The organism is Streptomyces sp. NPDC005931 (assembly GCF_042871235.1).
Taxonomy (GTDB): Bacteria; Actinomycetota; Actinomycetes; order Streptomycetales; family Streptomycetaceae; genus Streptomyces.
This window is the reverse complement of record NZ_JBIAIG010000003.1, coordinates 577,858-590,465: the sequence shown is the minus strand read 5'-3', so window position 1 is coordinate 590,465 and position 12,608 is coordinate 577,858. Positions and strand designations below refer to the sequence as shown.

The following is a 12,608-nucleotide window of genomic DNA, read 5'->3' as shown; positions in this document are numbered from 1 at the left end:
AGCATCGGGCACGGGAGGTGTCCGGTCCGGCGGAAATCCGACATGGTGGTCAGCTGTCCTGCGCCTGCCCGGATCGCCATGCCGACTCGCGCAGCAGCCGCAGTCCGTTCAGACCGACCAGGACGGTCGAGCCCTCGTGTCCTGCGACGCCGAGCGGGAGCGGGAGGTGGCCGACGAGGTCCCACACGACGAGGCCGGTGATGGCCACGCCGGCGATGACGAGGTTCTGCCGGACCAGCCGGCGGGCGGTGCGCGAGAGCCGTACGACGGCGGGGACGGCGGCGAGCTCGTCGCGCACGACCACCGCGTCCGCCGTCTCCAGGGCCAGGTCGGAGCCGGCGCGGCCCATGGCGATGCCGGCGTGGGCGGCGGCGAGGGCGGGCGCGTCGTTGACACCGTCACCGACGAAGAGCACCGTGCGGCCGGCGTCCTCGAGGGCCCGCACGGCCTTCACCTTGTCCTCGGGGAAGAGGCCGGCGCGCACATCCGTGACCCCGACACCGGCGGCCACGCGGGCGGCGGCGTGCGCGTTGTCCCCGGTGAGCAGGAGGGGCGCGGTGCCGGTGAGGGCGGTCAGCGCGGCGGTGGCGGCGCGGGCGTCGGGGCGCAGGCGGTCGGTGAGCGCGAGGGTGCCGACGGGGGTGCCGTCGCGGGTGACGCGCACGACGGTCGCACCGCCCTCGGGCTCCGCCGTGTCCGCCCCGGCCCGGCCGACGGTGACCAGGTGGCCCGCGACGGTGGCGGTGATGCCGCTGCCGGGGAGGGCGGTGAAGCCGGTGGCCGGGGTGAGGGGAAGGGCGCGGGCTCGGGCCGCTGCCACCACGGCCCTGGCGAGCGGGTGCTCGCTGGGCAGCTCGGCCGACGCGGCGAGGGCGAGGAGGGCGTCCTCGTCGAGACCGGAGCCGGGCAGCGGGCGTACGGCGGTGACCTCGGGGGTGCCCTCGGTGAGGGTGCCGGTCTTGTCCAGGGCCGCACCGTCGATCTCGCCGAGGCGTTCCATCGCGACGGCCGACTTGACCAGGACGCCGTGGCGGCCGGCGTTGGCGATGGCCGACAGCAGCGGTGGCATGGTGGCGAGGACGACCGCGCAGGGCGAGGCGACGATCATGAAGGTCATGGCCCGCAGCAGGGCGTCGGTGAGGTTCTCGCCGAAGGCGAGCGGGATGCCGAACACCGCGAGGGTGGCGGCTACCACGCCCACGGCGTAGCGCTGCTCGATCTTCTCGATGAACAGCTGGGTCGGTGCCTTGGTGCGGGACGCCTCCTCGACCAGGGCCACGATGCGGGCGATCACCGAGTCGGCCGGGTCCCGCCCGACGCGGACGCGCAGGGCGCCGGTGCCGTTGAGGGTGCCGGCGAAGACCTCGTCGCCGGGGCGCTTGACGACGGGCAGGGACTCGCCGGTGATGGTGGCCTGGTCGGCCTCGCTGACCCCGTCCAGGACCGCGCCGTCCGCGCCGATGCGTTCGCCCGGGCGGACCAGCAGGGTGTCACCGACGGCGAGTCGGGCCGTGGGCACGGTCTCCTCGCGCTCGCCGTCCGGGCCGTCGGTCAGGCGGGTGGCGGTGGTGGGCGCGAGGTCGAGCAGGCCGCGCACCGAGTCGGCGGTGCGCGCGGTGGCCAGGGCCTCCAGGGCGCCGGAGGTGGCGAAGATGACGATCAGCAGGGCACCGTCGAGGACCTGTCCGATCGCGGCGGCGCCCAGTGCGGCGACGATCATCAGCAGGTCGACGTCGAGGGTCTTCCCGCGCAGGGCGCGCAGTCCTTCGAGTGCCGGTTCCCAGCCGCCCGCCGCATAGGCGACCGCGTACGGGGCGGCCCAGGCCCAGGCCGGGGCGCCGCCGAGGTCGAGGGCGAGGCCGAGCAGGAAGGCGACGAGCGCGGTGAGGGCCCACCGTGCCTCGGGCAGGGCGAGGACCCGCGTGCGGCGGGCCGCCACGGCGCCCGGGGTCGACGGGGGTGCGGGAGCGAGAGTCACGGACACGGCGACACCATACAGGAACACATGAAGACTCGTTCATTCGTTCATTGAAACAAGGGTGCCGGGTAGGATGTCCGCATGGGTCATGGAGCCGTCATCCCCGCGCAGGACGCGGCCGGTCGGGTACGCCTCGACGCGGACAACGTCGCCAAGGTCGCCACCACGCTCCAGGCCCTCTCCACGCCCTCCCGGCTGCTGATCCTCGCGCGGCTGCGCGAGGGCCCGCTGCCCGCCACCGAGTTGGCGGCGGAGGTGGGCATGGAACAGTCGGCCTGCTCGCACCAGTTGCGGCTGCTGCGCAATCTGGGCCTGGTGGTCGGCGAGCGCCGGGGCCGCTCCGTCGTCTACGCGCTGCACGACCACCATGTGGCCGAGCTGCTCGACCAGGCCGTGTACCACGTGGAACACCTGCGGCTGGGGATCAGCGACGCCGCCGGGTGAGACCCGTCGGCGCCGCCTCCCCGGCCGCCTCGTTCACTCCCCGGCGGTCGGCCTCCGCGAGAGCGCCGTGGCCTCGCCGACGTCGCGCAACGGGCGCAGCCGGTAGGTGAACGCGTACTCCCGGTCGGCGAAGAGCTTGTACTCGTCGTGGGTGTGGGCGCCCCAGCTGTTGTCCCCGCCGACGCCCATCTGCCGGTGGTTCACCCGCAGCACGACCTCGTCGCGCGGGGTGAGCTGGTAGGCGTGCCGGGCCCCGCGGGACAGGTCCTCGGGGGTGAAGCGGGAGGCGTTGATCTCCAGCAGCGGTTCGCCGGAGACGAGCAGTCCGGTGCCGTCGCGGCCGGTGAGGGCGGCCCAGCGCACGTCGGTCCGGTTGCCGTTCTCCTGCGGGCGGATGTAGGGGGTCCCCATCGCGGCGACCGCGCCGGAGTACCGGCCGACGTCGGTGCCGTTGTTGCGGTCCCAGTGGTTCTCCTCGGGGCCCCGGCCGTAGTAGTGCAGCCGGTCCAGGCGGCCCGGCAGGAACAGCAGGGCTCCGACCTCGGGGATGTAGGGCAGGTCCGCCGCGCCCGGGCGGAGCGTGTGGTCGACCCTGATCTCGCCGTTGCCGAAGACGGTGCAGGTCGTGGTGTACGCCGAGGGGACGGTCGTGGGTAGGGTGCCGGTGACGGTGATCTCCACGGCGCGGTCGCGCACCCGGCGGACCCGGACGTCCGTCACGGTGCGCCGGGCGCCCGCGTCGCGCCAGGTCTGGTTGCGGACGTGCTGGCCGTTGCCCCGGTCGTTGTCGGTGGGCGCCCGCCAGAAGTTCGGCACCGGGCCGGAGGTGATCAGGCGGTCGCCTCCCGCCTCGTACGAGGTGATGGTGCCGCTGCGCCGGTCGACGGTGACCGAGAAGTCCTCGCCCCGGACGGTGACGGTCTCGGGGCCGTCCTCGTGGCGCAGGGCGGGCACGCCGTCCAGCGGCACGGGCCGTACGGCCGGGACGCCGGCGTCGAGGGGGATCTGCTGCCGGGCCACCTCGAAGCCGGCGGCCGCCCACTTCGTGGACTCCCTGGTGGTGAAGGACAGTTCGAGGAAGAACTCGGTGCCTGACGCCGGATGGGCCGGCAGCCGCAACGGCACGGTGACGTCCTTGCGGGACATCGGCGGCACGTCCAGCTGGGCGCGGGTCAGCCGCCCGCGCCGGACGACCTCGCCGTCGGCGGTCAGGGACCAGTGCCCGTCGAACGCACGGAGGCTCGTGAACAGGTACTCGTTGGTGAGGGTGACCTCCCCTGGAGCACCGCCCTGCACCGGGGCGGCGTCGATCGCCTGGTGGACGCGTTTGACCTCGGCGGCCTTGCCGGTGTGGCCGCGGTCGGCGGTGAGGATGCCGTCCGCGACGAAGTTGCCGTCGTTGGGGTTGTCGCCCCAGTCGCCGCCGTAGGCGAGGAACGTCCTGGCGCGAGGCCGGGTCCGGGTGACCTCGACGGTGGCCGCGTCGAACCAGAACCGCACACCGTCGTCGCCGGGCCCCCGGTCCTCGGAGGCCAGTTCGGCGGCGCGCAGAGCACGGGCGTGGACACGGGCCCGGCGGACGGTGCCGCTGAACTCCCGGGTCTGGTCGTCGGCGTCGGTGGCGAGCGCGAGCGGTGCGGTCGCGACGCCCGGCCGCCGGGTGGTGGTGCGGGTGGCCCGGACCAGGCCGTCGGCATACAGGGTCAGGGTGCCGGCGTCCGCGTCGAAGACACCCGCGACGTGGTGTTCCCGGCCGGTCCAGTCGTCCGGCAGGGCCCAGCCCGCAGTGATCCACCGGCCGTCGGAGTGGATGAAGAACTCCAGGGTCCGGTCGGTCTGCTTGAGGGCGTACTGGGTGTCGCCCTTGGTGAGGATGGGCTGGTGGTAACCGGTGTGGCGCGGGGTGACCCAGGCCTCCAGGGTGAGGGAGCCGGTGAGGTCGAGGCGCGGGTCGCGGGCTAAGACGGTGCCGCCGCAGATACCCGCGACGCGGTCGAAGGTGCCGCCGGCGGCGAGGATCTCACCGCGCAGACGTCCGGGCCCGGTCTCCGTGAGCAGGATGCGCTCGGGAGTGGGCCAGGTCAGGGCCTGGTCGGCGAAGTCCCAGATCCAACCGCCCTGGAGGACGTCGTAACGGCGGACCAGGTCCCAGTACTTCTTCAGATTGCCGTTGGAGTTCCCCATCGCATGGGAGTACTCGATCATGACGTAGGGCCGGGTGTCGGCGGTGTCCTCGGCGCGCTGCTCGACCCGCGCGGGCGTGTCGTACATCTCCGAGCGGATGTCGCTGACGCCGGGCCGGTCGTCGCCCTCGTACTGGATGACACGGGTGGGGTCGTAGGAGCGGATCCAGTCGTGCAGGGCGGTGAAGGTGCTGCCGCCGCCGGCCTCGTTGCCGAGCGACCAGATGACGACCGAGGCGTGGTTCTTGTCGCGGTGCACCATGTTCTGCGCCCGGGCGACGCAGGCCGCCGTCCACTCGGGGTCGTCGCCCGGGTACCGCGAACGGATGCCGTGGGTCTCGAGGTTGGTCTCGTCGACCAGGTAGACGCCGTACTCGTCGGCGAGTTCGTACCACAGCGGGTTGTTCGGGTAGTGCGAGGTGCGTACGGAGTTGAGGTTCATCCGCTTGACGAGGGTGATGTCCTCGATCATGTCCTCGCGGGTGAGGGCGGTGCCCCGGTCGGGGTGCATCTCGTGGCGGTTGGTGCCGCGGAACGAGACGGGCCGCCCGTTGATGCGCATCAGCCCGTCCGCGAGGACGAACTCGCGCAGGCCGACCCGGTGCGAGAGGGTCTCCACGATCTCCCCCGCCGGGTCGAGCAGTTGGAGTACGGCGGTGTAGAGGTACGGGTCCTCGGCCGACCAGAGCCTCGGCTCGGGGACGGCCCGCGCCGCCCGGACGGTCGCCTCCCCGCCGGCCGGCACGTCGGCGGACTGCCGCAGCGGCCGGGACCATACCTCGTGCCCGTCGGCGTCGAAGAGCCGGACCTGGACGGCGTGGCGGCCGGCGCGGCCACCGGCGTAGTCGCGCACACGCGCGGTGACCGCCAGCTCGGCGGACCGGTGGTCGTCGCCCAGCGGAGTGTCCAGCTTGAAGTCGCGCAGGTGCACGGCCGGGGTGCAGTACAGGTACACCGAGCGGAAGATGCCGCTCAGACGGACCATGTCCTGGTCCTCGAGCCAGTCGCCGTCGGAGTAGCGGTAGACCTCCACGGCGATCGTGTTGGTGCCGGGCCTCAGGTACCGGGTGACGTCGTACTCGGAGGGGGTGTAGGAGTCCTCGTCGTAGCCCACGAGTTCACCGTTGATCCACACGTAGTGCGCGGACTTGACGCCCTCGAAGTGCAGGAAGGTGCGCCGTCCCGTCCAGTCGCGCGGGACGGTGAACGCGCGCCGGTACTGGCCCACGGGGTTGTGGCGGGTCGGCGCGGCGGGGGGCTGTGGGTCCTCTCCCCGGCCGTTGGGGCCCCAGTAGGGGTAGGTGATGTTGAGGTAGATCGGCCGGTCGTAGCCGTGGAGCTGCCAGCAGGAGGGCACCGGGATGGTGGCCCAGGAGGAGTCGTCGAGGTCGGTGCGGTGGAAGTCGGGGTCCCGGTCGTCGGGACGGTCGGCGTGGGCGAACCTCCATCGGCCGTCGAGGCTCAGCCGGTACGGCGAGCGGGTCCGGTCGGCGGCCAGCGCCTGCCTCAGGTCCGCGTACGGCATCAGCGTGGCGTGCGGCGGCTCGGTGCCCACGCGGAAGACGGACATCCGGCCGTTCCACTCCGGTGCCGGGTCCGCCGCGGCGCGCCGGTCGGGGGGCCGCGCGGCGGCGGTGGCGGCGGGCGCGGAAAGGGTGAGGGCGCCGAGGAGGGAGGCGCCGGACTCCAGCAGACGGCGGCGGCTGACGAGCGGCCGGCGCGGGGGACGGGGGACGGGGGCGGGCTGTGCGGGCCGGTCGGCGGGGGACACGTGCGGGTGCGGCATGACCGTGGCCTTCCTCGGTTCGACAGGGCGCTGCGCGGACTGAGGGTGCGTCAAGTAGCGACGGGCGATGACGAAGCGACTACTGAGTGCGGCACACCCTAGGACTCGAACACAATCGAAGCAACGATCCCGTCGGACTCTGTGCGGTCCTGAGCGGTCCTGCCGGGCACCACGACTGCGCCCGCGGCCGCCCTCCCCCGCTCAGCCGGCCCGCCCCGCCCCGCTCAGTGGGCCTGACGCGCTCAGCCGGCCTGACGCACGAACGCGGTGTACGCCCGCTCGTCGAAGAGGACGAACCTGACCTCCTCCACCCGCGTCGGCGTGGCCCGCACCGTTTCGACGGCGATCCGGGCGGCGTCCTCGACGGGCCACCCGTAGACGCCGGTGGAGATGGCGGGGAACGCGACCGTCCTGGCCCCCAGTGCGTCCGCGACGCGCAGCGACTCGTGGTGGCAGGAGGCCAGCAGCTCGGAGCGGTCCTCGCGCTCGCTGTAGACGGGGCCGACGGTGTGGATGACCCACCGGGCGTCCAGGTCGCCCGCGGTGGTGGCGACCGCCCGGCCGGTGGGCAGGCCCTTGCCGTAGTGCCCCGCGCGCAGCCTCCGGCACTCCTCGAGGATCGCCGGGCCGCCGCGCCGGTGGATGGCGCCGTCGACCCCTCCCCCACCGAGCAGCGAGGAGTTGGCCGCGTTGACGATCGCGTCGGCGCTCTGGAGGGTGATGTCGCCCCGGACGAGGGTGAGGGTGGTCATGCCGGTCATCCTAGGAAGCGGCGGGGGTTCGGGGGCGCGCCCTCGCCCGGCCCGGTCCTGCCCGATCCTGCCCGCTCCGGTCGGTCCGGTCGGTCCGGTCGGTCCGTGGCAGCGTCGAGCGCAGAGCGGGTCCGCATCCGGGACGGGGAGGAGCCGGCCCGGGGAGGAGCCGGCCCGGGGAGGAGCCGGCCCGGGGAGGACCGGGCCAGGAGGCTCCGGGGCGACCCACGACGACCTGGAACAGCCCCTGGCCGCGGGTGCGGGTGGCCCCCGAGCCCGGCACCGCCCCGACGGTCGTTGTCGCCCCCGGGGCGGGCGTGGGCAGGATGCCGCCGATCGCCCGGCCGTGGAGGGCGGGCCCGCGGGCCGGGCGGCCGGCCCCCGCTCAGGTCTGCCGCAGCCGCCGCCACACCGCCTTCGCCGCGTTGTGGCCCGACATGCCGTGGACCCCGGGGCCGGGCGGGGTGGCCGACGAGCAGATGAAGACGGCCGGGTGCGGGGTGGCGTAGGGGAACAGGGAGAGCTTGGGACGCAGCAGGAGCTGGAGGCCCGAGGCCGCGCCGGAGGCGATGTCGCCGCCTACGTAGTTGGCGTTGCGGGCGGCAAGTTCGGGCGGGCCGGCGGTGGCGCGGGCCAGCACCAGGTCGCGGAACCCCGGTGCGAAGCGCTCCAGTTGGCGCTCGATCGCGTCGGTGAGGTCGCCGGTCCAGCCGTGCGGGACGTGGCCGTAGGCCCAGAAGACCTGCTTGCCCTCCGGAGCCCTGGTGGGGTCGGCGACGCCGGGCTGCACGGTGATGAGGAACGGCGCGTCGGGGGCCCGTCCCTCGCGGGAGGCGGCGCGCAGGGCGGCGCCGATCTCGGTGCTGTTCGCGCCGATCTGCACGGTGCCCGCCACGCGGGCCTCCGGCGCGGTCCACGGCACCGGACCGTCCAACGCGTAGTCGATCTTGAACACTCCGGGGCCGTACCGGTAGCCGGCGTAGTGGTCGCCGAGGCCGGCGATGCGGGCCAGGGCGGTGGGCGAGGTGTCGAAGACGTAGGCGCGGGCCGGGGGCAGGTCGTCGAGGCGCTTGACCTCGTAGTCGGTGTGGACCGTGCCGCCGAGGTCCTTCAGATACGCGGCGAGGGCGTCCGAGAGGGCCTGCGAGCCGCCGCGGGCGACCGGCCAGCCGCGGGCGTGCGCGGCGAGGGCGAAGACCAGTCCGACGGCGCCGGTGGCGAGGCCGTTGAGGGGCGCCATGACATGGGCGACGAGACCGGCGAAGAGGGTCCTGGCCCTCTCGTCGCGAAAGCGCCGCATCAGCCAGGTCGACGGCGGCAGGCCGACGAGGCCGAAACGGGCGAGGGTGACCGGGTCGCGGGGCAGCGCGGTCAGCGGCAGCGACATGAAGTCGCGGACCAGGGTGTCCCACTTGCTCAGGAACGGCGCGACCAGGCGCCGGTAGGGACCGGCGTCGCGCGGGCCGAAGGACGCCGCCGTCTCGCCCACCGAACGGGAGAGCACGGCGGCCGTGCCGTCCGGGAACGGATGCGCCATGGGCAGTTCGGCGTGCAGCCACCGAAGCCCGTAGCGCTCCAGTGGGAGGTCGCGGAAGGCGGGCGAGTTGATGCCGAGCGGGTGTGCGGCGGCGCAGGGGTCGTGCCGGAATCCGGGCAGGGTCAGTTCCTCGGTGCGGGCGCCGCCGCCCACGGTGTCCCTGGCCTCGAACACGGCGACGGAGAAGCCGCGCCGGGCCAGCTCCACGGCGGCCGTCAGTCCGTTCGGCCCCGCTCCCACCACGACCGCGTCGAGCATCGACGGCACCTTCGGACTCCTTCGTCAGCCGACGGCCACTGAGGGATCAGGATATGCCGCGCCTCCGGCGGCCCCGGGCCGCGGGTGGTCCCCCCGGCGGGCGCTGCGGGGTCAGGCTCCGTCCGACAGCAGCCCCGCCACCCTGCGGGCCGTGGCCGCGTCGCGGGCCGCGGTGAAGGGGAGGGTGTTGCCGCCCGTGATGCGGAAGGGCTCGCCCGCCACCGTCAGATGGGTGCCGCCCGCCTCCTCGACCAGGAGCAGACCCGCCGCGTGGTCCCAGGCCGCCTCCCAGGAGAAGGCCGTGGCGTCCGACTCGCCGCGGGCTATGGCCAGGTACTCCAGACCGGCCGACCCGCAGGCCCGGGGCGCCACGCCCGGCGTCCACAGGCCGAGCAGGGCGCGCTTCTGCTCCTCGGTGGTGTAGTCGGGGTGGGAGGTGGCCACCCGCAGGTCGCGGCCGGGCTCCGGAACGCCCGCGAACAGACGCGTGCCGTCGAGGTGGGCGCCCTCTCCCCGGACGGCCGTGGCGAGTTGGTCGCGGGCGGGGGCGTAGGTCCACGAGGCGTGGACGACGCCGTGGCGCGCGAGGGCGACCAGGGTGCAGAAGCCGGTCTCGCCGTGCACGAACTGCCGTGTACCGTCGACCGGGTCGACGATCCAGACCGGTGCCCCGCCCCGTATCGCCTCGTAGGAGACCGGGTTGGCGTGCACCGCTTCCTCGCCGACCACCACCGAGCCGGGCAGCAGCGTGACCAGCGCCTCGGTGAGGTACAGCTCGGCCTTGCGGTCGGCGTCGGTCACCAGGTCGTGCGGGCCGGTCTTGCGGTCGACCTCGTGCGCGGCGAGCCGCCGCCAGCGTGGCATGATCTCCTGCGCGGCGGCCGTGCGGACGGATTCCTCCACGTCGGAGGCGTGCCGGGCGAGAAACTCGTCGATGGTTTCGCTGTCTTCGATCATGTCTCCATGAGAGCACGCCCCACTGACATTCCCCACCTGCCGGGTGCACTCCGGGCGGAATCGGCATGAACGGGGGGTTCCACCGGAACCGGGCTCCGGTTCGCGGCCCCCCGCTCAGCGGCCGACCGCGTAGCCCTGCATGCCGCGGGGATTGGCCGCCGCCGACAGCAGGCCGGTGGCCGGGTCCCGGGCAACCGCGCAGAGCCGGCCCTCGGACCAGGCGTCGCCGACCGTCACGTCGTGCCCACGGCGCCGCAGCTCCCGCACCACCGCGGGGTCGGTGCGGGATTCGACCGTGACGCTGCCGGGACGCATGCCGCGCGGATGGAAGGAACCGGGGAAACTGTCGTTGTGCCAGTTCGGGGCGTCGACGGCACCCTGGAGGTCGGGACCGCCGCGCACCCGGCCGCGCAGCGCGACGGCGAGGAGGAAGTGCAGCTGCCACTGGTCCTGCTGATCGCCTCCGGGGGTGCCGAACGCCATGACGGGCACCCCGTCGCGCAGCACGATCGACGGGCTCAGGGTGGTGCGGGGGCGGCGGCCGGGGGTGAGGGTGTTGGGCAGACCGTCCTCCAGCCAGGTCATCTGCAAGCGGGTGCCGAGCGGGAAGCCGAGCTCGGGCACGACGGGGTTGGACTGGAGCCAGCCGCCGCTCGGCGTGGCCGCGACCATGTTCCCCCAGCGGTCGACGACGTCGAGGTGGCAGGTGTCGCCGCGGGTGCCGCCGTCGCCGCCCACCTCCGGTTCGCCCGGCACCGGGGCGGCGGGGCCCTTGTGGAGGGTGGCGACCGTCGGCTCGCCGGCGCCCATCGGGCTGACGCCGGGGGCGCCGTCGGCCACCACGCCCGCGTGCGCGCACAGCCGCGGGGCGCGCCCCCCGGGGCTGCCGGGCCGCAGGTCGTACGAGGCGCGGGGGCCGACCAGGGGGCGCCGCCGGGAGTTGTACCCGGCCGACAGCAGGTCGTCGAGCGGCACCTCGGCCGCGTCCCCGTACCAGGCCTCGCGGTCCGCCATCGCGAGCTTGCAGCCCTCGATCAGGAGGTGGACGTAGTCGGCGGAGCCGTGGGGCGGCAGCTCCGGCGGGAGCAGGGCGAGCTGCTGGAGGAGGACCGGGCCCTGGCTCCAGGGGCCGGCCTTGCACACGGTCCAGCCGTTCCGGTCGTACGTCGCCGGGGTCTCGTAGCCGGCGGACCAGCCGGCGAGGTCGGCGGCCGTCAACGTGCCGGTGTGGTGCTCGCCGCTGGTGTCCAGGGTGGGGCGCCCGACCTGCCGTACCAGGGCCTCGGCGATGAACCCGGTGCGCCACACCTCCCGCGCGGCGTCGATCTGCGCCTCGCGGTCCCCGGCCCCGGCGACCTCGGCGAGCAGCCGCTTCCAGGTGGCGGCGAGGGCCGGGTTGCGGAAGAGCTCGCCCGGGCGCGGGGGGCGGCCTCCGGGCAGGTACACGCGTGCCGACGAGGTCCACTCCGTCTCGAACAGTTCCCGCACGGTCTCGACGGCGGCGCCGACGTTCTCCACGGGCGGGTGCCCGTGCTCGGCGTATCCGACGGCGTACCTCAGGACGTCGGCCAGGTTCTTGGTGCCGTGGTCGCGCAACAGCAGCATCCAGGCGTCGAAGGCCCCGGGGACGGCGGCGGCGAGCGGACCGGTGCCGGGGACGAGGTCCAGGCCGAGCGCCCGGTAGTGGGCGGCACCGGCCCCGGCCGGTGCCACGCCCTGCCCGCACACCACCCGCACCTCACCACCGGCCGGCGCGAGCAGGATCGGCACCTCGCCGGCCGGACCGTTGAGGTGCGGTTCGACGACGTGCAGCACGAAGGCCCCCGCCACGGCCGCGTCGTAGGCGTTGCCGCCGTCCTCCAGGACGGCCATCGCCGACTGCGAGGCCAGCCAATGGGTGGAGGACACCATGCCGAAGGTGCCCTGGAGCGTGGGGCGGGTGGTGAACATCCGGCGTCTACCTCGCTGTTAGTCACCTGGACGGAGGACGCGCCGGGACCCGGCACCACGGTCCGCGTGGTCCCGGGTCCCGGCGCGGCGCCCACCGTAGCGTTCCCGCCGGCCACTCAGGAGTGGCTCGCGCCCGGCCGCGGCCTCACCCCCTCGCGCCCGCCGGGGTGCGACGACGGCTCAGCAACGTGCCGAGCGCGATCATGCCGAGACCGAGGAAGAAGTGCAGCCAGTCGTCGGCCGTGTTCAGCGGCACGAAGTTGGCGTCACTGGTGTGGCCGACGAGCAGGCCGTACAGCCACAGCACCAGATAGACGGCGCCGCCGGCCAGCAGGTAGGTCCGGGCACCGGAGGCGGTGCGGGCCATGGCCAGACCCGCCACACCGAACAGCAGGTGGACGAGGTTGTGCAGGATGGAGACCTGGAAGACGCCGAGGAGTTCGGCACCGGAGTCGTGCGAGGCGAACTTCATCGTGTCGTAGTCGGTGGTGATGCCCGGGATGAACCCCAGGACCCCCACCAGCAGGAACACTACGCCGACCAGCGCCGCCGCCTGTTGTACGGGTGTACGGGCCGCGCCGGTCGCGGAAGTGCGTGTGGTCATGGTGTGGGGCCTTGTCGCTCGGGGCGCGTCACGGTGAGCGCCCGGTGCACAGCGAGTACCCGCCCGCGCCGGTCGCATCCCGGGCCCCTGCCACGAACTGCGGCGGCGCGTTCCGGGCACCTCGACGGACCGCGGAGTCGGCGCCTTCCGGGAACCTCG

The 12,608-nt window shown here is 74.2% G+C and carries 8 protein-coding genes; 1 reads left to right on the top strand and 7 read right to left on the bottom strand.

Going from position 1 to position 12,608, the window contains the following annotated elements; genetic code table 11:
• Window positions 1-49: 49 nt before the first annotated feature.
• Window positions 50-1,984: a heavy metal translocating P-type ATPase gene (locus tag ACFYOV_RS10160; protein ID WP_389085222.1), complete on the bottom strand. Its 1,935-nt coding sequence runs from the start codon at window positions 1,982-1,984 to the stop codon at window positions 50-52.
• Between the two features lie 75 nt (window positions 1,985-2,059).
• On the opposite strand from ACFYOV_RS10160, the gene ACFYOV_RS10155 reads away from it, so the two are divergent.
• Entirely contained in the window at window positions 2,060-2,422 is a 363-nt protein-coding gene (locus ACFYOV_RS10155; protein WP_389085219.1) for an ArsR/SmtB family transcription factor, read from the top strand.
• 33 nt (window positions 2,423-2,455) lie between these two features.
• On the opposite strand, the gene ACFYOV_RS10150 is transcribed toward ACFYOV_RS10155, so the two are convergent.
• From ACFYOV_RS10150 to ACFYOV_RS10125, 6 genes are all read right to left on the bottom strand, one after another.
• Window positions 2,456-6,391, bottom strand: a complete 3,936-nt coding sequence (locus ACFYOV_RS10150) for a glycoside hydrolase family 2 TIM barrel-domain containing protein (protein WP_389085217.1) — start codon at window positions 6,389-6,391, stop codon at window positions 2,456-2,458.
• Between the two features lie 242 nt (window positions 6,392-6,633).
• Window positions 6,634-7,143: an O-acetyl-ADP-ribose deacetylase gene (locus tag ACFYOV_RS10145; RefSeq protein ID WP_389085214.1), complete on the bottom strand. Its 510-nt coding sequence runs from the start codon at window positions 7,141-7,143 to the stop codon at window positions 6,634-6,636.
• A gap of 385 nt (window positions 7,144-7,528) precedes the next feature.
• A complete protein-coding gene (locus ACFYOV_RS10140; protein WP_389085638.1) occupies window positions 7,529-8,938 on the bottom strand; it encodes a phytoene desaturase family protein in 1,410 nt (469 codons plus the stop codon).
• A 111-nt stretch (window positions 8,939-9,049) separates the two neighbouring features.
• Entirely contained in the window at window positions 9,050-9,895 is an 846-nt protein-coding gene (locus tag ACFYOV_RS10135; protein WP_389085212.1) for an inositol monophosphatase family protein, read from the bottom strand.
• Window positions 9,896-10,009: 114 nt separating this feature from the next.
• On the bottom strand, window positions 10,010-11,845 hold the full coding sequence (locus ACFYOV_RS10130; RefSeq protein WP_389085209.1) for a gamma-glutamyltransferase family protein: 1,836 nt from the start codon (window positions 11,843-11,845) through the stop codon (window positions 10,010-10,012).
• 145 nt (window positions 11,846-11,990) lie between these two features.
• Window positions 11,991-12,449 (bottom strand): DUF4383 domain-containing protein, encoded by a 459-nt coding sequence (locus ACFYOV_RS10125; RefSeq protein WP_389085207.1) that lies wholly within the window; start codon window positions 12,447-12,449, stop codon window positions 11,991-11,993.
• Window positions 12,450-12,608: the final 159 nt, after the last annotated feature.

What these genes read in the sequence shown, in the direction of transcription:
- ACFYOV_RS10125 (WP_389085207.1), bottom strand. Translation starts at nt 12,449, where the DNA reads ATGACCACACGCACTTCCGCGACCGGCGCGGCCCGTACACCCGTACAA.
- ACFYOV_RS10140 (WP_389085638.1), bottom strand. Translation starts at nt 8,938, where the DNA reads ATGCTCGACGCGGTCGTGGTGGGAGCGGGGCCGAACGGACTGACGGCC.
- ACFYOV_RS10150 (WP_389085217.1), bottom strand. Translation starts at nt 6,391, where the DNA reads ATGCCGCACCCGCACGTGTCCCCCGCCGACCGGCCCGCACAGCCCGCC.
- ACFYOV_RS10130 (WP_389085209.1), bottom strand. Translation starts at nt 11,845, where the DNA reads ATGTTCACCACCCGCCCCACGCTCCAGGGCACCTTCGGCATGGTGTCC.
- ACFYOV_RS10145 (WP_389085214.1), bottom strand. Translation starts at nt 7,143, where the DNA reads ATGACCACCCTCACCCTCGTCCGGGGCGACATCACCCTCCAGAGCGCC.
- ACFYOV_RS10155 (WP_389085219.1), top strand. Translation starts at nt 2,060, where the DNA reads ATGGGTCATGGAGCCGTCATCCCCGCGCAGGACGCGGCCGGTCGGGTA.
- ACFYOV_RS10135 (WP_389085212.1), bottom strand. Translation starts at nt 9,895, where the DNA reads ATGATCGAAGACAGCGAAACCATCGACGAGTTTCTCGCCCGGCACGCC.